Source organism: Nostoc sp. TCL240-02, from assembly GCF_013343235.1.
Classification (GTDB): domain Bacteria; phylum Cyanobacteriota; class Cyanobacteriia; order Cyanobacteriales; family Nostocaceae; genus Nostoc.
In genome coordinates this window covers 4,344,730-4,368,543 of the sequence record NZ_CP040094.1, presented here as the reverse complement: position 1 = coordinate 4,368,543, position 23,814 = coordinate 4,344,730, and the positions used below count along the sequence as shown (strand labels likewise).

At 41.3% G+C, this 23,814-nt stretch carries 13 protein-coding genes and 1 pseudogene; 11 read left to right on the top strand and 3 right to left on the bottom strand.

Annotation, left to right across the window (positions count from 1 at the left end; genetic code table 11):
* Nucleotides 1–264: 264 nt before the first annotated feature.
* Nucleotides 265–2,076, bottom strand: coding sequence for a translation elongation factor 4 (gene lepA, locus FBB35_RS18550; RefSeq protein WP_174710878.1), 1,812 nt, complete (start codon nucleotides 2,074–2,076; stop codon nucleotides 265–267).
* A 572-nt stretch (nucleotides 2,077–2,648) separates the two neighbouring features.
* On the opposite strand from lepA, the gene FBB35_RS18545 reads away from it, so the two are divergent.
* From FBB35_RS18545 to FBB35_RS18520, 6 genes are all read left to right on the top strand, one after another.
* The gene (locus tag FBB35_RS18545; protein WP_012408258.1) at nucleotides 2,649–2,885 is read left to right on the top strand and encodes a hypothetical protein; all 237 of its coding nucleotides are present in this window, start codon (nucleotides 2,649–2,651) and stop codon (nucleotides 2,883–2,885) included.
* 172 nt (nucleotides 2,886–3,057) lie between these two features.
* Nucleotides 3,058–4,845, top strand: a complete 1,788-nt coding sequence (locus tag FBB35_RS18540) for an ATP-binding protein (protein WP_174710877.1) — start codon at nucleotides 3,058–3,060, stop codon at nucleotides 4,843–4,845.
* 507 nt (nucleotides 4,846–5,352) lie between these two features.
* Complete coding sequence (locus FBB35_RS18535) at nucleotides 5,353–5,583, top strand: NifU family protein (RefSeq protein ID WP_012408256.1); 231 nt, start codon at nucleotides 5,353–5,355, stop codon at nucleotides 5,581–5,583.
* Between the two features lie 116 nt (nucleotides 5,584–5,699).
* The gene (locus tag FBB35_RS18530) at nucleotides 5,700–7,928 is read left to right on the top strand and encodes a glycoside hydrolase (protein WP_174710876.1); all 2,229 of its coding nucleotides are present in this window, start codon (nucleotides 5,700–5,702) and stop codon (nucleotides 7,926–7,928) included.
* Nucleotides 7,929–8,188: 260 nt separating this feature from the next.
* The gene (locus FBB35_RS18525) at nucleotides 8,189–9,241 is read left to right on the top strand and encodes a serine/threonine-protein kinase (RefSeq protein WP_174710875.1); all 1,053 of its coding nucleotides are present in this window, start codon (nucleotides 8,189–8,191) and stop codon (nucleotides 9,239–9,241) included.
* Nucleotides 9,242–9,810: 569 nt separating this feature from the next.
* Nucleotides 9,811–11,847 carry a serine/threonine-protein kinase gene (locus FBB35_RS18520; protein ID WP_174710874.1) on the top strand — a complete coding sequence of 679 codons (2,037 nt, stop codon included), beginning with the start codon at nucleotides 9,811–9,813 and terminating at the stop codon, nucleotides 11,845–11,847.
* A gap of 95 nt (nucleotides 11,848–11,942) precedes the next feature.
* Here the strand turns inward: FBB35_RS18520 and FBB35_RS18515 are convergent, their stop codons facing one another.
* A complete protein-coding gene (locus FBB35_RS18515; protein WP_174710873.1) occupies nucleotides 11,943–13,175 on the bottom strand; it encodes a peptidase in 1,233 nt (410 codons plus the stop codon).
* A 682-nt stretch (nucleotides 13,176–13,857) separates the two neighbouring features.
* Here FBB35_RS18515 and FBB35_RS18510 point away from each other — a divergent pair.
* From FBB35_RS18510 to FBB35_RS18500, 3 genes and pseudogenes are all read left to right on the top strand, one after another.
* Nucleotides 13,858–16,263 carry a GH116 family glycosyl hydrolase gene (locus FBB35_RS18510; protein ID WP_174710872.1) on the top strand — a complete coding sequence of 802 codons (2,406 nt, stop codon included), beginning with the start codon at nucleotides 13,858–13,860 and terminating at the stop codon, nucleotides 16,261–16,263.
* Nucleotides 16,264–17,816: 1,553 nt separating this feature from the next.
* The gene (locus FBB35_RS18505) at nucleotides 17,817–18,083 is read left to right on the top strand and encodes a hypothetical protein (RefSeq protein WP_174710871.1); all 267 of its coding nucleotides are present in this window, start codon (nucleotides 17,817–17,819) and stop codon (nucleotides 18,081–18,083) included.
* A gap of 172 nt (nucleotides 18,084–18,255) precedes the next feature.
* Nucleotides 18,256–18,591: pseudogene (locus FBB35_RS18500) on the top strand (HetP family heterocyst commitment protein); the annotation flags it as partial.
* Between the two features lie 865 nt (nucleotides 18,592–19,456).
* Here FBB35_RS18500 and rpe read toward each other — a convergent pair.
* Nucleotides 19,457–20,164 (bottom strand): ribulose-phosphate 3-epimerase, encoded by a 708-nt coding sequence (gene rpe / locus FBB35_RS18495; protein ID WP_114081048.1) that lies wholly within the window; start codon nucleotides 20,162–20,164, stop codon nucleotides 19,457–19,459.
* A 192-nt stretch (nucleotides 20,165–20,356) separates the two neighbouring features.
* On the opposite strand from rpe, the gene FBB35_RS18490 reads away from it, so the two are divergent.
* Both FBB35_RS18490 and FBB35_RS18485 read left to right on the top strand, forming a co-directional pair.
* Nucleotides 20,357–21,952 carry a S8 family serine peptidase gene (locus tag FBB35_RS18490; protein ID WP_174710870.1) on the top strand — a complete coding sequence of 532 codons (1,596 nt, stop codon included), beginning with the start codon at nucleotides 20,357–20,359 and terminating at the stop codon, nucleotides 21,950–21,952.
* Nucleotides 21,953–22,477: 525 nt separating this feature from the next.
* Nucleotides 22,478–23,809 carry a serpin family protein gene (locus tag FBB35_RS18485; protein ID WP_174710869.1) on the top strand — a complete coding sequence of 444 codons (1,332 nt, stop codon included), beginning with the start codon at nucleotides 22,478–22,480 and terminating at the stop codon, nucleotides 23,807–23,809.
* Nucleotides 23,810–23,814 lie beyond the last annotated feature (5 nt).

The window sequence follows — 23,814 nt, the reverse complement described above, 5'->3', positions numbered from 1 at the left end:
GTCTCTGGCTTTCTGAAAGCTAAACCTACCACCGACAGGCTGAAACTCTTACGCTTGAGGCTGCTGTTGACAGCCTTTGTAATTAAAATTAACAGATATTGAAAAAGAATTCAGAATTCAGAACCAGAAAATTTTGGTGGGGAACTAAAAGAGCAAATTCAGACGTTTGCAGACTCGCTATCCGCCACTTGGAATTTAATTCGTTCTGTAGCTTGCTTCCCTAAAAGGGTATTCTGACTCTTTACTCCTGAATTCTTTTTTCTATTAGCTTTGATCCAAGCGCAGTACTGCCATAAAAGCTTCCTGGGGTACATCTACAGTACCTACAGATTTCATCCGCTTTTTACCTTTTGCTTGCTTCTGTAAGAGTTTCTTCTTCCGGCTAATGTCACCACCGTAGCATTTGGCTAGCACATCTTTCCGCAAGGCGGGGATATGTTCGCTGGCAATAACTTTACTGCCAATAGATGCCTGAATCGGGACTTTAAATTGATGGCGGGGAATTAATTCTTTGAGTTTTTCTGCCATTGCCCGCCCAACGTTGTAAGCTTTGTCTCGATGCACAATCATTGCCAAGGAATCCACAGGATCGCCGTTAATCATGATATCCAGCTTCACCAGAGGGTTCTCACGGTAGCCTATGAGGTGATATTCCATACTAGCATAACCGCGCGATCGCGACTTCATCTGATCGAAAAAGTCAGTCACTACTTCCGCTAAGGGGAGTTCGTAAGTCAGGGTGGTTCGTCCTTGGGCGAGATATTTCATATCTTTAAAGATGCCCCGGCGATTTTGTGACAACTCCATCAAGCTGCCGACATAAGTTTCCGGCGTAATCATCTCTACTTGGACGTATGGTTCTTCAATTCTTTGGCGATCGTTGGGAGAAGGTAAACGGCTAGGATTATCGATGTACAGTTCCTCTCCTTTGAGAGTAATCACCTTATAAACCACCGAGGGGGCTGTAATGATTAAATCGAGATTATACTCCCGTTCTAGGCGTTCCTGGACGATTTCCATGTGCAGCAAACCCAAAAACCCGCAACGGAAGCCAAACCCCATGGCGCTCGAAGTTTCTGGTTCGTAATGTAGGGCTGCGTCGTTGAGTTCCAACTTTTCTAATGCTTCCCGTAAGTCTTCAAATTGGTCAGCATCAATGGGGAACATCCCACAATAAACCATTGGGTTCGCTTCTGCGTAACCTGGTAAGGGTGACTCAGCTTTTGCCTTACTAAGGGTAATTGTGTCACCCACCCGTGCATCAGCTACTGCTCTAATTGCCGCTCCCAAATAGCCTACTTCGCCAGCGTGGAGTTCTTCGACTTGCTTTTGAGTGGGAGAAAGCACACCTAACTCATCAATTTCAAATTCTTTACCGGATGCCATTAGATGAATGCGATCGCCTTTTCTGACAGTGCCATCCATCACCCGGAAATACACAATTACTCCTCGGTAACTGTCGTAATAGCTATCAAATATTAGGGCTCGTAACCGTTCATTTATGGTATTGGGCGGTGGCGGTATCCGCTCGACAACTGCTTCTAAAATCTCATCAATACCAAGTCCTTCTTTAGCAGAAGCCAGAATCGCACCACTGCAATCTAGACCGATAATTTCTTCAATTTCACCAATTACCCGTTCTGGTTCTGCCCCAGGTAAATCAATTTTATTCAAAACCGGAATAATTTCCAGGTTATTCTCTAAGGCTAAATAGACATTTGCCAAAGTTTGCGCCTCCACACCTTGGGAAGCATCTACTACCAATAACGCTCCTTCACAAGCAACAAGAGAGCGGGAGACTTCATAAGAGAAATCCACGTGTCCAGGAGTATCAATCAAGTTCAGCACATACTGCTGACCATTTTTGGCTCTGTAATTCATTCGGGCAGCTTGCAGCTTAATCGTAATGCCGCGCTCCCGTTCCAGATCCATGTTGTCGAGAAACTGTTCCTTCATCTTTCGGTCTTCAACAGTGCCAGTCGCTTGTAGCAAGCGATCGGCGAGGGTTGATTTCCCGTGGTCGATGTGAGCAATAATACAAAAATTGCGAATGCGAACTGCGGGAACGTCAGTCATATACTATCTTTGCCTTAGCAGCAACCAAAGTTAAAAGAGCAATTTACTTAATGTATTTTAATGCTTTCTTAGCCAAGACGCTCCGTTTTTAGTGCTGAGTTGGTCATTAGTCATTGGTCATTGGTCATTTGTCATTAGTTATTCTTTCTTCCCCTGCTCTCCCTGCTCCCTGGCCCCCTGCCTCCTCTGCCCCTCTTCACCCCATCTTTAACTTTCGATCTAAATAGGTGGACTTTTAAGAATATTATGAAAGTCTATTTGTCGCTGCTAGTATTCAACAGCTAGGAGCGTACAATAAATGTAAATAAGTACATGTAGGGATCATGTAGTGATCTTGGGCAATTACAACCCGTAATTACTCATAATCACTGATTTATCGGCAAAACTTCTAGAGCTATTGTCTAGTCAGTTATATGAAAAATGCGATTTAAAACTTAAAGCTGTTACTTTGGTGCTATTTCGGGGAACTATGTAAATGTCCCATTGAAGATTTTTCAGTGAATTAGCCCAAATGATGAATATAACTACTTTACAAAGCTTTAGACAAAACCAATTCAGAGTATATCAAACCTATGAATATGCAAGAGAAAACTACCGAAGCGGAAAACACACGAGCCGATAAGGTAGAAATTGCCGTCCGCCTGGACTCCGAGTTACTAGAGCAAATTCAGCATCTCACCAATGACCCAAGTAAAGTGATTGAGGTAGCAATTCGCCAGTGGTTGCGTGGTGAAATCCTCAGAGATGACGAACTGACACGTACCCCTGTGCGTACCCCCGTTCCTCCTCGCGGTGAATGGAACGATTAATGCCATCAGTCATCTGTTAATGCAAGTTAAAAAAGGTGAAGTTTATCAAGCTGGATTTCAGAACACCAAGAAATACCCAATAAAAGCAAAAAAGCTGTAAAAATTTATATACAAATTTTAGCAGCTTTAGTAAAATTACGGTCGGATATCCTTTGTCTATCCAACTCAATTAATGACTATTACTGCCAATTCCCAATTGCCGAATGTATTTTCCCAAAATCTGGAATCTATTACCAGTAAAACTGATGGCTTATTACCAACTCTAGGAGCTGAGTTGGTGTATACGCAAGATGGGGCAGGGCGCTATCTGACCTTTCATTGGCAGCATAGCGAACTCCTGGGGTTAAATACCGAAAAAATAGTTGACGAGCTGAACCAGAGGCAAACCTTTGCCCCAGTGGATAAGGTTAATTATGTGGAACGATTGCACCGAATTTTGACAAGTTTGGTGCCAGAAAGGTTTCAGTGTTGGTTTAGCTACCACCAGGAATTATTTGAGTTGGACTTAGTGATTAGTCCGATTATGCCGAGTTTGGGAACAACTGCCACTACAGTTTTAGTTATGGGACGCTTAGTGCAAGCGACACTCAACAAAAAACAAGCGCGTGTGGCATCCAAAACCCCCACACAAATAGAGTTGGCTTTACGATCACAGCAACATCAAAAACTGGTAAATCGGATTACCAGAAATATTCGCCGGACATTGGATTTAGATATTATTTGGCAGCAAACAGTTGACAGTTTGGGAAAAGCACTGCGGCTAGAGCGCTGTATTATTTGTCCTTATCAGCCCTCTAGCTCAAAAGTAAAAGTGAAAGCTGAGTATCGCCAGCCAGAACTCAGATCAATGCTAGGCTTAGAAATAGATGTAGCTTCTGAGCCTGCTTTTGCTCAGGCTTTGACAACCTTAGAACCAGTTGTGATGGAAGTACCTGGATGCACAGAGTCTGGGCGGCAGAAAACTTTAGTGGTTGCGACTTGCTATCAAGACCAAGCCAATGGATTGGTTGCCTTGAATTGGCAAGATGAATGTTATACATTAACAGAATCGGAATTAGAGCTAGCAAAAGAAGCAGCAGATCAATTGGGAACTGCGATCGCACATGCTACTTTATACGAAGAATTAGAAGTAGCGCGTCAAAAAGCCGAAGAAGCTTCCCGGCTCAAAAGCGAGTTTCTGGCTAATGTCTCCCATGAAATTCGTACCCCTCTCAATGGCATGATTGGCTTTTTGAAGCTGATTTTGGAAGGGATGGCAGATGACCCAGAAGAACAAAACCAATTTTTGGCAGAAGCTCACCACTTATCGATACATCTACTAAATATCATCAACGACATTTTGGACATTGCCAAAATCGAAGCTGGTAAAATGGAGCTAACTTACGCTCCAGTCAAGCTAAACGAGCTATTTAGTGATGTAGAAAATTTCATGCGTCCCCAAGCAGAAATGAGAAACCTCAGCTTTCGGATGCAAATGCCTGCTACCTCCGATGAAATCATTGTCCAAAGCAATTACCAACGCTTGCTCCAAGTGATGCTCAATTTGCTAGGTAATGCCATCAAATTTACTCATGAAGGTGGTGTCACCGTCAGCGCCGATTTAGTACTCAAAAAATCGAAGCTTCAAGACCAGCAATTTCCTGGCATGGTAAGAGTCCGTGTGGCAGACACAGGCATCGGTGTTTCCCTAGACAAACAAGATAAACTGTTTCAATTATTCTCTCAGGTGGATGGCTCACGCACTCGCCAGTATGGTGGCACAGGTTTAGGACTGGCAATATCTCAGAAGCTAGTGGAAGCAATGGGCGGCGAGGTACATTTTTATAGTCTGGGTGAAGGACTTGGTTCAACAGTGACATTTACAGTACCACTATATCAACAGCCAGTCATGGTTTCGTCTAGTGATAGCGACTCAACAGACAGTGCTGTTAGCGATAGCGGAGCATTTAGCCCGTTATGAGTTAGTCATTGGTCATCTGGAACATTAGCAATACTGGGTTTAAAGTTTTAAAATTTAAAGTTTCTTAGTAATTATTATTCAATAAATAACAAAATTGGGCATGGGAGATTGGAGAGAATTCCGTCCCTAGACCACAAAATTGTATAATTATGGGCTGGGTTGAAGAAGAAAACACAACAAACGCCTAAATTTGGCTTTTGCTCCACTTTACTCAAAATTTACAAAATAATAGATTTTTGACTCCTTTTTACGGTGACGTGTACTTAGGAGCGTTAAATCCTGTCTTCCGTCAAATTACAAACCAGAACCTAAAAGCTAAAGTAAAGTAGGAGGCTCACACGAAAACTCTGTTTAGACAACATAGAAAATAGAATTTTGGATAATGGCTAACGAGTAACAGCGCAGATGGCACAAGAATCATTCCCCATTCTCAATGCCCCATGCCCCATTCCCAATGCCCCATGTCCCATTCCCAATGCCCACCATTAACTTAGCAGGTCTAAAACTATGGAACTCACAATTGACAACGTTGAAACAGTCTTAGATGAAATGCGCCCTTATCTCATGTCTGATGGCGGCAATGTGGAACTCGTAGAACTCGATGGGCCTGTTGTAAAGCTTCGCCTGCAAGGTGCTTGTGGTTCTTGTCCCAGTTCTGCAATGACCCTGAGAATGGGTATTGAGCGCCGCCTAAAAGAAATGATTCCTGAAATTGCGGAAATTGAACAAGTAGTCTAGGGACTGGGGATTGGGGACTGAGGACTGGGGAAGAATGGATTTTTTCATTCATAATTTATCATTAATACCTAATCCCTAATTTGTAATCCCCAATCCCTAACTCCTAATTACTCGCTATGCCCCATCCTCTCTACATCGCTTTTATCTGGCATCAACATCAGCCTCTGTACAAATCTCCTGGTAGTGCCCTATCTCCCAGTCAGCAGTACCGCCTACCTTGGGTACGTTTACATGGGACTAAAGATTATTTGGATTTAGTATTGCTCTTAGAGCGGTATCCTAAGTTACACCAAACGGTGAATTTAGTTCCATCGCTGATATTACAACTTGAAGATTATATTGCTGGGACTGCTTTTGACCCTTACCTCACAGCCTGTTTGACACCGAATGAACAACTCAGCCAGGAACAGAGGGAATTTATTATCCAACACTTTTTTGATGCCAATCACCATACGTTGATTGACCCACATCCCCGCTATAGCGAGTTGTATCAGCAAAGGCAGAATAAGGGGCAAGCTTGGTGTTTAGCAAATTGGGAGTTGCCAGATTATGGTGATTTGCTAGCTTGGCACAATTTGGCTTGGATCGATCCTCTGTTTTGGGATGACCCAGAAATTGCGACTTGGTTAAAACAGGGTCGAAATTTTACTTTAAGCGATCGCCAGCGCATTTATTCCAAACAACGAGAAATTCTCAGTCGCATTATCCCGCAACATCGCAAAATGCAGGAGGCGGGGCAACTAGAAGTTACCACTACGCCCTACACCCACCCGATTTTGCCCTTACTCGCTGATACTAACTCCGGTCGGGTAGCTGTGCCGAATATGACACTACCTAAGCAGCGATTTCAGTGGGAAGAAGATATTCCCCGTCACTTACGGAAAGCTTGGAACTTTTATAAAGACCGCTTTGGACAAATACCTCGTGGTTTGTGGCCTTCGGAACAGTCAGTCAGTCCGGCGATACTTCCACACATTATTAACCAAGGATTTAAGTGGATATGCTCAGATGAAGCCGTCTTAGGGTGGACGCTGAAACACTTTTTTCATCGGGATGGGGCGGGGAATGTGCAGCAACCAGAACTGTTGTATCGACCCTATCGGCTGCAAACCGCCGAGGGTGATTTGTCAATTGTGTTTCGCGACCACAGATTATCAGATTTGATTGGCTTTACCTACGGTGCGATGCCAGCAAAAAAGGCAGCAGCCGACTTAGTGGGACATTTGCAAGCGATCGCTAAAATGCAAAGAGATAGTCAAAGTGAGCAACCTTGGCTAGTTACCATTGCCTTAGATGGGGAGAATTGCTGGGAATTTTATCCCGAAGATGGCAAACCCTTCTTAGAAGCTTTGTATCAAAGTTTGAGCGATGAACCCCACCTCAAACTCGTCACCGTCTCCGAATTCCTGGAAGAATTCCCCGCCACAGCTACCATTCCCGGAGGGCAACTACACAGTGGTTCTTGGGTAGATGGCAGCTTCACCACCTGGATCGGCGATCGCGCCAAAAATCGAGCTTGGGATTACTTGACAGAAGCTAGAGACATGCTCGCAAGTCATCCCGAAGCAACGGAAGAAAACAACCCAGAAGCATGGGAAGCATTATATGCCGCAGAGGGTTCAGACTGGTTTTGGTGGTTTGGTGCAGGACACTCATCAAATCAAGATGCCATTTTTGACCAGTTATTTCGAGAACACCTGTTTGGGATTTACAAGGCATTAAATGAACCTATACCGCCCTATCTCAAGCAACCAGTGGAAATCCACGAAGCGCAGGGAAGTCATACCCCACAAGGATTTATCCATCCTGTTATCGATGGTAAGGGTGATGAGCAAGACTGGGACAAAGCTGGACGTATAGAAATCGGCGGGGCGCGGGGAACGATGCACAATAGCAGCGTCATTCAGCGACTTTGGTATGGGGTGGATCACCTCAATTTTTATTTGCGGCTGGACTTTAAAGGTGGTGTTGCACCAGGGGAGGATTTTCCCAAAGAGTTGAATTTGCTGTGGTTTTATCCAGACAAAACAATGGTTAATAGCCCAGTTCCCTTGGCAGATATACCAGATTCAGCCCCACTTAATTATCTGTTTCACCATCTTCTAGAAGTTAACTTGCTGACGCAATCGATTCAGTTTCGAGAAGCTGGAGACAATTATCAATGGAAGCCACGTTTCAGTCGTGCTCAAGTAGCTTTAAATAGTTGTTTTGAGTTGGCTGTACCGTGGGCAGATTTGCAAGTCCCGCCAGATTACCCCCTGCGTCTGATTTTGGTGCTTGCAGATGAAGGGCGTTTTTGTAACTACTTGCCAGAAAATGCTTTGATTCCCATTGAAGTGCCTTAAAACTCAATACCCTTGGGTTTTATAGCCATTCTCATTTGAATGAATATTGGCGTACATCTGTACGCCACTACGAGGATATATTTTTCATCTATGGTTAATTATTTTTTATGTCCCTATAGGAGTACCGCAGATACTGTGTGTACTTTTGCGTAAGTCCTAAGAAGAATAATGATGATTTAGCAAAGTTCCAGTAATATTACTGTTATTAAGGAATATTTGTCGTAGGATTAGAGACATTTCAGAGCAGATATTCTATACTAATGAATCGCTTTTCTCAGAAAATAACGAATTCTCAAGAGAGCATTTCACAGCAAACTCAACTTGGTCAGATGTGTGCTTCCAAGAAGCTATTCCGCGATCGCTATGAAATATTGCAAGTTCTAGGTAAAGGTGGTTTTGGCATCACGTTTTTAGCCAGAAATGCCGTATTACCTGGGCATCCTCTGTGCGTCATTAAACAGCTTTGCCCGAAAGTAACTAGTCCCCAAAGTTGGCAAAAGGCATGTGCGCGTTTTGAAAAAGAAGCAAGAACTTTAGGTCAACTCGGTAGTCATTCGCAAATTCCCATGCTGCTAGACTACTTTCAGGCGAATGAGGAGTTTTTTTTAATTCAAGAATACATACCGGGTTTGACTTTAGCCCAAGAAGTGCGGCGAGGTGGGCTCAAAAGTGAAGCCTCGGTGAAACAGTTTTTACAGGAATTATTACCAGTATTACAGTATCTTCATAAACATCATGTGATTCATCGGGATATTAAGCCCCAAAATTTATTGCGGTGTGAGTATGACAAACGGGTAGTGCTGATTGATTTTGGTGCAGTAAAAGAGCAATTAGTTGATGCTTGTGAAAACTCTACCAATCAAGTTATAAATACCAACTTTATTGGAACTAGGGGATTTGCGCCACCAGAACAGTATTCTCTTCGCCCAGTTTATGCCAGTGATATTTATGCACTGGGTGTAACTTGTATTTATATGTTGACTGGTAAAAGTCCTTTAGAATTTGATTACCACCCAAATACTGGTGAGATATGCTGGCAAAAAGAAGTAAATATTACCGATAGTTTCGCCAAAACTTTAGGGAAAATGGTAAAGATTACATTAGACGATCGGTTTAAGACTGTCGATGAAGTAATAAAAGCTTTAAGTTATGACAGCTATTTGCCTACTTTAGCTAACTGTCTAACTACCCAAAAATTAAATAATAAAAGTATTACACAATACGAAAACTTTAACGAAACTCCAGATGTGTACATACCACCAGTTACCAGAACTGCTAATGCTATTCGGAAATGGAGAGCGAGGCTTAAGTAAACAAGGTAGCAAAATTAAGTTAGAAGATATTTTAAAAGTTATTTGTGATGTATCCAATAGTTGCAGATCTTCCTAAATCTCCATTAAAAAGGGTGATTTAGGGGATCGAAAAGTGTCTAAAATCACAGCAAAATACTTTTCGAACAACCTTTTATTGCCTAAAGTATCAAATTAGCAATTATCATGAGCAATTGAAAATATCAAAAACAAATCTAGTAAATATTGCAACTACATTACATCGTCAGTGATGGTTAATTAATCAGGATTTTACTTAATACTTAGTCAATTTATGCTTATCAATATACAAGCAAAATTACTAGGGGTAGCAGTTCAGAGAAATATTTCTATTCAGATTATTATATAATCGGAAGAATAATTAATTTTATGGCTCTCGTAGTTTTCCACAAATGAGGAAGACTGACTACTATTTACAAACGCTAACTATATTAAGTAATTCCCCAATCCCTAGAACAGGGTTTTCTACCACAAGTAAGCGAGAGTCGATTTTCTTAAGGGAAAGTTAGGGGCAAACTTAGCCTAAGTTGTCATGCAGTCGCGCCTGTCAGATCATGATCTGCTGCTTAAATCCCGATTGCCTAAATCCCCTGAATCCCAATGGAAAGAAGTTTTGCCAAAGTTGTAGCACCCCGTTGGTGTCACTTTTAAGAAATCGCTTCCGTGTCATCCGAGTCCTTTCAGATGAGGGGGGATTTGGCAGAACCTATCTATCAGAAGATGTCGATAAACTCAATGAACGCTGTGTTATCAAGCAATTAGCTCCAAAGTTCCAAGGAACTTGGTCGCAAAAAAAGGCGATGGAGTTGTTTGCCGAAGAAGCGCAGCGACTACAAGACCTTGGGGAACATCCCCAAATTCCAACTTTAATAGCTTACTTTGAGCAAGACGGCTGCCTATATTTAGTGCAGCAGTTTATCAATGGCGATAATTTATTAAAGGAGTTGCAACAGCGCAAGGGTTATAACGCTAAGGATATTCAATATATTTTGCTAGATTTATTGCCCATCCTGAGATTTATCCACGATCGCAAAGTCATTCATCGGGATATCAAGCCAGAAAATATTATCCGTCATAAAAGTGATGGGCGATTAAGTCTGATTGATTTCGGTTCTTCAAAGCAATTCACCGCCAAAGTTCAGCACAAGTCTGGTACATCCATTGGTTCACATGGTTATTCTCCCTTAGAACAAATTAGAGATGGTAAAGCTTTTCCTGCCAGTGACTTGTTTGGTTTAGGCGCTACCTGCTTTCATTTGCTAACGGGAACTTCCCCCTTTCAGTTGTGGATGGAATCGGGGTATGCGTGGGTGAGTAATTGGCGGGAATATTTGCGGAGTCCATTAAATACCGAGTTGGATTTTGTCATCGACAAACTTTTAAAAAAAGATATCCATGAACGTTACCAGTCAGCTGATGAAGTTCTCAAAGACTTAACTCCAAAACAACTCCTCGCCCTACCACCAGCCGGTAAGTCATCTGGAAAAATTCCCGCAACTCAAGCCCCATCTTTACCAAAAAGTTATCCCTTACTGAGAACTTTAATTTTGGTAAGTGCTTTTATTCTGTTGTTCGGATTCCAAGAATCTTGGTATAAACATTTTCGCCGGATTCAAACCAGTTTAGTTTCTAGGCTGAGTCAGCATAATAATTCTGGCAAAGATGACGTGCTTTTAGGTCAACCACCAAAGATTACTTTGGGTAGGGTTTCCTTAGCTAACACCATCCAAGGAGATGAAAACTCGGTTTTATCTGTTGCCATCAGCCCTGATGGTAAAACCATTGCCAGCAGTGGAGGCGATGGCACAATCAAACTTTGGAATCTCGCCACCGGGAAAGAAATATCTTCACTCAACGCCTATTCTCAGCAGGTGAATACGTTAGTAATTAGCCCAGATGGGAAAACTTTGGTAAGTGCTAGTGATGACAGCACCATCAAAATTTGGAATTTAGCAACAGGAAAACAAATTCGCACTCTTACAGGGCATTCTGACTCAGTTCGTGCCCTAGCGATCAGCGCTGATAGCGAGACTCTGGTGAGTGGTAGTGATGACAACACCATCAAAATTTGGGATTTAGCAACAGGAGAGCAAATTCGGACATTGGTAGGGCATACATTCTGGGTGCGATCGCTAGCCATCAGTCCTGATAGTGTGATTCTTGCTAGTGGCAGTTTTGACAAGACGATCAAAATCTGGAATCTCACAAAAGGGTACTCAATCCGCACACTAGAGGGAAATTATCAAACAGTAACAGCTGTAGCTATTAGCCCAGATGGGAAAATTTTAGCCAGTGCTAGCCGCGATCGCACCATTAAACTTTGGAATCTACTGACGGGAAAAGAAATTCGCACACTGGCGGGACACGCCAATACAGTCACAACCGTAGCCTTTAGTGCCGATGGTAAAATTATTGCCAGTGGTAGCCGCGATCGCGCTATCAAACTCTGGAATTCGGCCACAGGAGAAGAAATTCTCACATTAACAGGGCATACCAACACTGTGACATCCGTAGCCTTCAGTCCTGATAGCAAGACCCTTGTCAGTGGTAGTGAAGACAACACCATTAAGATTTGGCGGTTGTCTCAGTAAAAATTTCTCCCTTACTAGAATGTCCCTCTCCGGCTCGGAAAGGGAGAGATTTTGCGTAGTAAAACCAGGGAGAGGTTTTTATCCAACCTAAACTATCAGAAGAGAGTCAATCTATATTTACCGCGTTCCTGTGGATTTTTGGAACTGACAACTATATAGTAAGTGTCATCTTCAGGCAACCTAGCTCGGTCAATTAAAGCGCTGTAGGTGCCGGCTTTATCTTTGTCTCTATCTATAGCGATCGTCTGTCCTTTTGAATTTAGCAAAGCTACATAAGGAGAAAATTCTTCATCAACACTATCTACACGAATGCTTACAAGCTGATTTTTTCTTCCTTGGAAATTAGAAACATTGTAAGCGCCTCCATTTTGTTTCAAGGTTGAGCTATTGGCGCTTAGTTGGCCTGCTTCATCTAAGGTATAGCTAGCTCTGTCATTCCTCAGAGCCAAACTATAGCGACCGATCTCACCGGTATCTCGGCTAGTAACTGCAATTTTGTAAATGCCATTCTTAGGCAACCGCGCAAAAATGAAGGCATCATCACCATCACTGCTTTTTTCCAAAGTGCCTTTTTTGACGATGACATTATCATCAGGATCGTGCAGAAATAACAAAGGATTTAAACTCAAGTTATTTGATCTACGTGTATCTTTACTACCAACAAGCCTAATTTGAACTAGTTGATTTTCTCTACCTTCAAACTCATAGAAATGAAAATATCTACCTTGAGATTGAAAGTCACTTTTACTCAGAATACCCAATGCGACATCTACAAAGTTAATCTCTTTATAAGTAGGTGTCGCAGGTGCATAAACTGCCGGACGCTCGATATTTTGGTTGCCACTTCTAGCTACATTAGAACTTGGCTTGCTAACTCTCCCAGAGCCAGCATTAGAACGATTGGTATTTGAATTAGAAGCCCTGACTCCAGACGATCTAGATGCACTACTATTGGAACGATTAGAATTTGAGTTAGAAGTCCTACGTCTAGGTGATCTAGAAGTAGAGTCATCATTTGAAGCATTCGAGGTTGGCTGGGAAGTTTCTGTATTAGAAGATATAGGACGAGTCTGTATTGGCGACTCAATAGATGTCTTCTTTCTTGGAGATATTGATGCTTGAGAAGCAGGAAGTTGCTCAATTCCTTTTTCTACTGCTTCTGGTTGTCTCTCATCTGGTGATTTGGCAATTATGAAACCTTGAGAATGTTGAGGTTTTCCCAAAGCATTTATAGGTAGCACATTGCTCGCGATCAACAAACTACTGCCCAAGGAACAAATTAAAATGCGGCTTAATTTGTGGCAATAGTTTTTGGTTTCTAGTAGCATAATTACGCTCCTAATTTTGCGGATGATTTCGTATTTAACAGATAGACAAATTTGAAGTCAAAAAAATTATATTCCTATTGAGACTCATAATACACTGTGGTGGAACTTTGCCTACCATATCAAACAAGAGGATTTTGCTCTAAGTCTTGTTTGATATGGTAGCAGCTGTACTAAGTGAATATTAATTTTGTAAGTATATACTGAGCTACAAGCTGAAATTGCTGCTTTTCGGATTTTTGCCGAGATATATTTTGTCAAACTGAGCCAGATGTTACTAAGTAAGTGGGCGTAAATAATTATCGGCGGGATAAGGCAATAGGTAATAGGCAATAAGGGTTTTAGCCTAGTTTTATTTTATTTAGGACTTAGGCAAAACTACACGTGGTAGGCGCAATTCATGAATTGCCTCTACGTGGAAATTAAGGTTTGGGCTATTTTTTGCGTAAGTCCTGTTATTGTGCCAACTTAGTTAGACTACTGAATCGAGAAGGCATATTTGTGTCAATATTGCTCGTTTAAGATGAGAGTAAAAGGAGTCTAAGGGTTGATATATAAGGTTTTTCCCCTTTAACCTTTTCTCTTTCCCCCAAAACCCGACAAGTATTGATATTTGTGCCCCTTGAGAAAAATCGCACATCGCGCTAGTCTTCATTGACGTAACTGCACGCTATAACATTAGGCGATGACAAATCAACTCTCTGTGAAAATTCCCTCTTGTACTTGGAGCCGTCCCATCGGTTTAGGCTGGGACAAACCTTATACCGTCCGCTACGCAAGTAATATCGATGATGGCCCTTGGCATGGTATGCCTTTAGGTGGCTTTGGTGCAGGTTGTATCGGTCGTTCTTCACGGGGAGATTTTAACCTGTGGCACATCGACGGCGGTGAGCATACCTTCAAAAACGTCCCCGCTTGTCAATTCAGTGTATTTGAATCCAATGGCACATCTACCCAAGCCTACGCTTTATCTACCCAAGGGCCCGATGATAATACTCTCAAAGCTTGGCAGTGGTATCCAACGCTTGCCAGTACAGAGGGGACTGGTAATTATCACGCGCTATACCCACGTAGCTGGTTTGTGTACGAAAATGTATTTCAAGCACAGTTGACTTGTGAACAATTTTCCCCAATTTGGGCAGGTAATTATCAAGAAACTAGCTACCCTGTGGCAACATTCCTCTGGAATGCCCATAACCCTACAGATGCACCAATTACCCTCAGCATCATGCTCACTTGGCAAAATATGGTGGGCTGGTTTACTAATGCCCTCAAATCTCCCCAAGTGCAAGTGCGTGATGATGGTAGTCCGGTTTATGAATACCAACCACATTGGGGCGAAAGTCAAGGAAACTATAACCAAATAGTTGAAAATCCACAACACTTTGGCTGTCTTTTAAGGCGGGTTGGTAGTGATGCTTTGCAAGAAGGAGATGGAACTTGGTGTATTGCGACACTGAAACATCCCCAAGTAGAACTATTTCACCACACTCGCTGGAATCCTGATGGAACTGGTGATGAGGTGTGGGAAAGTTTTGCCAAAGATGGTTCTTTGTCCAATTATATAGATGCTAATCCAGTCGCAGAAGGTGAACAGTTAGGGGCTGCGATCGCACTTCGTTTCACTCTCCAACCAGGCGAAACTCTCGAAATCCCCTTTGTCCTCGCTTGGGATTTACCCATTACAGAATTTGCCGCCGGAGTCAACTATTATCGCAGATATACAGACTTCTTTGATAAAAGTGGAAATAATGCTTGGGCGATCGCATCTACTGCCCTCCAAGAATATCAAACCTGGCGATCGCAAATTCAAACTTGGCAACAACCCATTCTTGACCGGGAAGATTTACCCAATTGGTTTAAAATGGCTCTATTTAACGAGCTTTACGATCTCACTAGCGGCGGTACTCTCTGGAGTGCAGCATCAGAACTTGACCCCATCGGTCAGTTTGCGGTGCTGGAGTGTCTAGATTATCGGTGGTATGAAAGCCTAGATGTGCGCCTGTATGGTTCTTTTGCCCTGCTGATGCTGTTTCCAGAATTAGAAAAATCGGTGATTCGGGCGTTTGCACGGGCGATTCCTCAAGGTGATGATACACCCCGAATAATTGGCTATTACATGACAATTAAGGCAGAAAGCCCGATCGCGGTTCGCAAAGTTGCAGGTGCAACACCCCACGATTTAGGGGCACCAAATGAACACGTTTGGCAGAAAACCAACTACACCAGCTATCAAGACTGCAATTTGTGGAAAGATTTGGGTAGTGATTTTGTCTTGCAAGTATACCGTGATTTTCTGCTCACGGGTGCTGACGATGTAGAATTTCTAGCAGATTGCTGGCCTGCCATCGTTCAAACCCTGGACTACCTGAAAACCTTTGACCTTGATGGCGATGGGATTCCCGAAAATTCTGGTGCGCCTGACCAAACCTTTGATGATTGGCGGTTACAGGGTGTCAGCGCCTATTGTGGTGGGTTATGGTTAGCGGCGCTAGAGGCTGCGATCGCAATTAGCGATATTTTATTAACTTACCAGACAGGTAACACAGCAGAGTTGGCGGCGCAAAAGTCTACTTATGAAGCTTGGTTGGCACAATCTCTTCCTATTTATCAAGAAAAACTTTGGAATGGGCAATATTACCAACTTGATAGTCAAAGTGGTTCTGATGTGGTAATGGCGGATCAATTATGCGGACAATTCTACGCCCGACTATTGGACTTACCAGATATTGTACCGAGCGATCGCGCCCTTTCTGCCCTAAAAACTGTTTATGATGCTTGCTTTTTGAAATTCTGCAATGGAGAGTTTGGTGCTGCGAATGGTGTTCGTCCTGATGGTTCACCAGAAAACCCTAAAGCTACTCATCCTTTAGAAGTTTGGACTGGGATAAACTTTGGGCTAGCGGCTTTTCTTGTGCAAATGGGAATGAAAGATGAAGCGTTGAGGTTAACACAGGCTGTAGTCAAGCAAATTTATGAAAATGGGCTGCAATTTCGCACCCCTGAAGCTATCACCGCAGCTGGTACTTTCCGCGCTAGCACCTACTTACGGGCAATGGCAATCTGGGGAATTTACTTAGTTATTAATTGATTAGCTATCAAAACGGTTCTCATACCCTGCGGGTTCACTGAAAGCGTTCTCGTAAGAGTAGGCGCTACGCGTCTATGGATGCAATACACTTTGACCTTTCTCCAAACCTCTTTCTTAAAAGGAGAGAGGCTTTGAATCTTACTCCCCTTCCCTTCAAGGAGAAGGGACTGGGGCTTAGGTCTGTATTCGATGCAATTGAGAACCGCTATAGTATATGCGTTGCCAGGATTAGCCTGTCTTTATCTGAGAAAGCAGAGTTTAAATTTCTGATTTTATTTTCCGAGTATTTCCGGAAGCAAAGGAAAATTTCAGTAATGGTAAGAGTTGAAGTAGTGAGAACTCTAGACTACTCTATGCCGACTATATCTTTGTTCTAGACCGAGGTATTATTGTTGAGCAAAGCACTCATCACAAACTCATGCAAATTGATGGTTTCTACTAGTATTTAGCCCGAGTGTCACAGCATCCGTCGTCTCTACTTGAGAAATTTTTTAAAGATTAAAGACATAGATAAGTTACTGTTGAATAAAATTGATAATATTATAATTTATAATATTTTAGAGATTTCACCTAATACATATTTTTATTCAAAGCATCTTACTACAGATATTTTACATTCTTCAATTGATAATAATTAAAACTGTAGCAATCCGCTTTGATTTTTTTCGCACAGCGTGGCGTAGTCATATTTACTTGCATAGTTAGGCAAGAAGTAATAGTAAAGAGTTTTTCAAAAATAAAATATAAGTGCGTGCTATAAGCTAGCTATTATTAATAGCTGATAATCATGAAATATTCACGATTGGTTTACAGCGATTTCATTTATATACATTGAATCTGTAGTTCTTGTAAATCAAGAACCATCAGCATAATAAATATCATTATCTAATTTAACTTATTAAGAAAATAGGCTCAAGGCTATGGCTGCGAATGTTTTTTATTCTTTAGCAGTTACTATTTTTAGAAGTTGTTTTACATCATACTTAATGGTAGTATTTTCTAGAGACTCGACAATAATAAAGGGTTTAAATTGAGATTGTGTGAGGGGTCAGACCCCTCATAAATTAGTAAAGGAGGACAAAATTAAAAGTTGCACAATAGGCAAGTACGTATCGAAATACATTCAGTAAATTTAACTTAAAAATCTGCTAACTTAGTAGATGACATTAACGACAAAAAATAGTATACATACGAATGACGTTGTTAAAGCTCAAAGATAAATAAATTTTTTCCACTACTCGAAAAAATATGAAAACTTGCCGGAAATTGCTTAATTAACCAGTAGTAAGAAATACAGGCGTTTTAACAGAGAAAATTGATTGAATTAGGAGTCGATAAAGTTTCAGAGGATAAAACTGCATCTACCAAGAGCTACACCTAGACTTTTGTCCTACCAGTTAAATGAAAAGACAAAAGATAAATTTTTACCTTTCAGTTACTAACAAGTAAAAGCTACAGTTTCCTCAATTCATCAGAGGGAATCTGGATAATTAGGAATGAGCAGCCAACAAACTTGGTTAAAAACTTGATTGTTTTTAATCAAAGGTTAGTTCATGAAAATAATCATCAGGTCAAATGCAGTCGAAACCTCAAGCCAAGGGGACAGTTCAGCAATGAATCTATATAATTTGTATCCCTACTACAAGCTAGCTCTTGCCCAAACTAGTTTACTAGGGGAGTTATCAGCCAAAATCATTAAAACTCTGCTTAATAGCGCCAAGGTAAAGCTCAAACAGCAGAGAAGTTTCAGTCTGTATCTTTACTGCTCAAAGCTGCGGGAGCTAATTAGAGCTTGGGAAAGTTATGTACGCATCTGTTGATAGACGGATTTTTAGCCCTCGTCAACATCCAACACTGCCAAATTGCTGATAATTTCCCGAAAGCGATTTAACATCTGCAAAAAAGTTAGTGCAGTTTGTAAACCTCAATTGAAACGCTAACAATCGCAGAAACTGAACTAGTTTACTTCATCCAAAATAATTAAACACTATGATGAATCAAGACATTGCTGGTATTAGTAGTAACTTAGATACAACAGTAAAGGCTCAACAATTTGATAAAGTAGTTGAAGCAATTATTGCTGGAAAGTACTCCTGGGCATGTGTTTTAATGCTACGTTTTGCTGGTTATAATCCTCTCCATTATATTCCGTACCGTACCTACAACCGATTGCTGAAAGAAAACTCTCAAACTAACAGAACAAAACAACAGCAAAGTGAAAATCTAAAAATGCTGAAACATGCGAATGATTCAAGACCGGCTTATCTTGAAGTAGTTGGAAAGCAAAAAACAGAAATCCGTGGCGTTAGTTTAGACCAGAAATTGGGATAGACAATTAACAAACATTAATCAAGGAAATCGCCATTAACTCAAGATATATCCTTGAAAGGCTGTGGAGCCAATTAAAAAATAATTTGGAATCAAAAAATTCTGCCCTAGAATTGATTGAGTATCTGAAAGCCTGCCATGCTAATTTAAAGTTGATCGCATGGTAGGTTTTCTATCGCAGTCATTAATTTGATATTTTTTTGTAAAAATCTGCCAAAATGGCAAATATATACTGACGACATTGGTAAACTAATAACAACGGCAATTTCAACCACAATAGAGGTGATTGGCAGCAAACAATTTAATTTAAAAACATAAAATCAATGATTAGTTCTGACTATGAAATAAATCAAACTGATTACAAAAGTAGTCAGCATTTCATGGAGTAAATAACTCCTTATCCCAAGGCTAATGATGCAACCATTGCTAATGGTGGTTCTTTTTCTGAGGAAGTCTGAGCAAAAATAATTTGGGGAGGTGGATTCCCCCAATCCAAATTTTACACAGCTTTCATTGACTGCAGACGATGTGAGTAATGCTTAGAAAACTTTCTATCTTGTGATTGGTGTTGCTTTATTAAATAAAGCAAACGCTTAACACCAATAACAGGGACGGAAACAGGAAAGTTATGGTGAAATCGTTGTCTTGGCTGGTGGAACTAGTAGGTCATACGCTTCTCTTTCAACTATTGTAATCCTAGTCCTCCCAACCTGGATTATCTCTGCTTTCTAAATTTTCAATTTATATAGTAAATACTGGAAGTTCAAAACTTGAAGAGCTTTCAGTATTTTTATGTGTAAATAAAAATAGAGTGAGCAATTTGCCCACCCTATTTTTTGTAGAGAATTGTTAATCCAACAATGAATTAAACCTTGGCTAATTCTGGGGTAGGACGCTTGCTGTTGCGAATTGATGTAATGGCCTCAGCATAATCTTTAGCATTAAATACAGCTGAACCGGCGACAACTGCATTAGCTCCTGCTTCTAAAACTTGCCAAGTGTTATTTGCCTTCAGCCCTCCATCCACTTCAATCCAAGGGTCAAGACCGCGTTCATCACACATTTGACGCAGCTTGCGGATTTTGGGTAATACACCAGGGATAAAGCTTTGACCACCAAAACCAGGGTTGACGCTCATAATCAGTACTAAATCGCACAAATCTAGAACATATTCAATTAGCTCTAGAGGACTACCAGGATTAAGTACAACTCCAGCTTTCTTACCAAGCTCTTTAATTTGCCCCAAGGTACGGTGTAGGTGTGGAGAAGCATTATGTTCGCAGTGTACAGAGATAATATCAGCACCTGCCTTAGCAAATCCTTCTACATACTTTTCTGGCTCCACAATCATCAAGTGGACATCCAATGGCTTGGTTGTAACCGGACGAATCGCCTCCACAATCAGAGGGCCTATCGTAATATTAGGTACAAAACGACCGTCCATTACATCAACATGAATCCAATCTGCTCCGGCTGCGTCTACGGCGCGAATTTCGTCACCCAGACGGCTAAAATCGGCTGATAGGATAGATGGAGAAATTACAATGGGCTTTTGAGATAGGTTTTGGGTCATGGCTAGTGGGTTTTTAAGCGTCCTCGTCTGTAAGCATTGTAACAAAGCATTGAGCAAGACTCATAACTTTGATCCCGGCCTTTTTTGGAAGATAGGGAATAGGGTACAGGTTACAGGGTACAGATTCCCTATCACTTGCTACCTGTAACCTCTCCCCTCATTTCATCACCAATGACAAATGACAAATAACAAATGACTAAAAAACTAACCTGGATAATTTGGGGATTAAGTGCTTCTTGTCTGAGTGCGCCGGTAATTGCTTCGGCTTTAGAATCTGCTTTGGGAACTAACGGTATTGATGCTTTGAAGCTACACCAAGCTCCTTATAATTTAATCGGTCGTAAGATTGCTATTGGTCAAGTGGAAATTGGTCGGCCGGGAATGTTTGGGTGGGATAAGGCGGTGTCTAAAAATCGCGCTATATCTTTAGCGGGAGTATTCTTACGTAATGGGCCAGCTAAGTCTAATAGCGGTGTTGACCCTCACGCCTACAATGTTGCTGGTGTAATGGTAAGTCAAAACAAAGCTTTGCCGGGAATTGCTCCAGGAGCGAGATTGTATTCGTCTGCGGTGGGTTCCACTAAAAGCATGGGTCAGCCAGAAGAATGTTTATCGGCCCAGCACATAGCGCTACAAAATGGTGGCGATGTTCGTGCCATTAATTTTAGCTTTGGTGAACCTCTCAGCCGCGATCCTAGACCAGAGGCTATTTTAGACGGCAATGCTTTACTAACTTTATGTGTTGACTGGTCTAGCCGCGTTCATGATGTTTTGTATGCGATCGCAGGCAATCAAGGTAAAGGTGGTATTCCTATTCCTACAGATAATTTTAACGGAGTTAACGTGGCTTTTTCATCCCGCCGTGGAGGAGTTTTTAACAAAGTAGACGTGGCTAATCTGGCGGGTGCTAACCAAGGAGTGAGTGGAAGGCTAGCCGGAAGGGAATTTGATATTGGTGGCCGTCGCGCTATCAGTTTAGTTGCTCCTGGGAATAATATTCCCTTACTCAATCCAGATGGCAAATTGAACAAGGTTACAGGTACTAGTTTTGCAGCGCCTCAAGTTACGGCTACCGTTGCTCTCTTACAAGAATTTGCTGACCGACAAATACGCACAAAACAACCCCACTGGAGCATTGATGCTCGGCATCATCAAGTAATGAAAGCTGTATTGCTGAATTCAGCAGACAAAATCCAAGATAGTGGTGATGGCTTACGGTTGGGAATGAGCCGGACGCTAATTGATAAACAAAATCAAAACTGGCTAGATTCTGATGCTTATAAAGATCCAAAGATTCCCTTGGATGCTCAAATGGGAGCAGGTCACTTAAATACATTTCGCGCTTATCAGCAATTGAGTGCTGGCCAATGGCAGCCATCAGCTGCGGTGCCAGCTATTGGTTGGGATTATCGCAAAGTTGATGTTGGAGCATCTGTTGACTATGTATTAGCAAAACCATTAAAGCAGGGAAGTTTTGTTGCTGTCACCCTAAGTTGGGATCGATTGGTAGAACTCAATGATAAAAATACAAACCAACAATATGATGTGGGCGAAAATTTTCGCGATCGCGGCTTAAATAATCTCGACCTATACTTAGTAAAAGCTGATGCTCAAAATTCAGATGCTGGTGCTGTTTGCTCTTCAATCAGCCAAATCGATAGTGTAGAACATATTTTCTGCCCCATTCCTACTACTGGCAATTACAAAATCCGCGTCCAGTTTCGTCAAAAGCTCAATGAAGCGACTCAACCTTATAGTTTAGCTTGGTGGAGTGTACCTATCAATTAAAATAGGTCAGCACGATTTTTATCTGTGTCAATTTACAGCATTTTCATCTATTTGAACAACATCCTATCGGGGCGCATAGGCGTGCGTCCCTATGAACGTTCTGTATTTCATGCAACTAAAAATGTTATTCTATATCAGGACTAGCAAAACAATAGCCGAAAAAAATTTTCTGTTAGGGATATTTGATGAATTACCCCTAAAGCCTGTAGTTTGGCATAAATCCTATATTTATAAAAACCCAATAGAAGTGGTTATTTTATGTTAGGTAGTCTACAATACTGTTATTGATAAATAGAAAAGTTCCTCAAAATTGAGATTTTTCATAATTCGTCTGCATAGCCGCCTCAAGTAAGAATTAGCAGCTTTAAGGAGTTGTGTTTAATTCCTCTGAGTTATTAATTTGCTGTTACAAAAACTGTAACAGTCTCATTTTCTATTGGATCAAATGCAATAGTAAATCATTGACACAGTGTCTGCGTCAACCATCAGCACAGATCGGGAATCTTTGGCAAGTGAGGTAGCAGAATGAATCGGCAAAAGTTTAGTGATGCAAAAGAAAATTTTCTGCAAAGACGTTATGGTGTGAGTCTGGGCAGACGTTATGCTTTGGCAGCTGCAAGTGTTGTTCTATTCAGTGTATTAGGTTGTTCTCAAGTCGAGAGTAACAAAAGTGCGCTCGCCCAATCTAGTTTACCTCAGCCAGAAACTCCATTGCAAAAAAAAACAGTCAACACTGATATAAGAATAGTTGAGTCTAGCAATAAGTTTGGCTTCAAACTATTTTCAGAAGTTCTGAAAGAGGATCGAGGTGAGAATAATATTTTTATATCACCTTCGAGTGTCGGCATCGCTCTAGCCATGACCTACAACGGCGCTAGTGGCTCAACTCAACAAGCAATGGCAAAAACCCTAGAATTACAGGGAATGAATCTACCAGAAATTAACTCTGCTTACGCGGCGGCATTAAAGCAGCTTTTAGAAAATCAGGATGCAAAAGTACAACTGAGTATTGCTAACTCGCTTTGGGCAAATCAAGATGTTAGCTTTGCACCAGATTTCCTCAAGAGAACCCAGGATTTCTATCAAGCTAAGGTCAGCAATTTAAACTTTAAAGATGCCGCCGCATCAAGTATTATCAATAACTGGGTAACAGAAAATACTAAAGGTAAAATTAATAAAATAGTTGAAACAATTGAACCCAATCAAGTGTTGTTTCTGATTAATGCCATATATTTTAAAGGGAATTGGAGTAACGAATTTGACAAAAATAAAACTGCTGAATACCCTTTTTACATTACATCTAGTAGACGAAAGCAACACCCAATGATGTCACAAGAAGGTGACTATAGATATTATGAAAACGAACAATTTCAGGCAGTTAGTTTACCTTACGGTAAAGATGGAAAAACCAGTTTTTATATATTCCTTCCCAAACAAAACTCTAACCTGAAAACCTTATATCAAAACCTGAGTTTTGAAAACTGGGAAAAATGGATGACTCAGTTCAACAAACAAAAAGGGTTTATTAGGCTACCCCGCTTCAAAACAAATTACGAAGTTACACTCAATGATGCCTTGAAAAATTTAGGTATGGAAGAGGCTTTCAACAGTAAAGCCAATTTTTCTGGCATGGGTAAAAATTTTGCCATTAGCCAAGTTAAGCATAAAACTTTTGTCGAAGTGAACGAAGAAGGTACTGAAGCGGCTGCGGCTACTTCAGTGGGAATAGTCGCAACATCTTTGAGAGAAGAACCAGAACCATTCCGAATGATTGTTGACCGTCCCTTCTTCTGCGCCATTAGGGATAATCAGACGGGAAATGTTTTGTTTATGGGTTCCATCATTGAGCCACAATGAGGAGG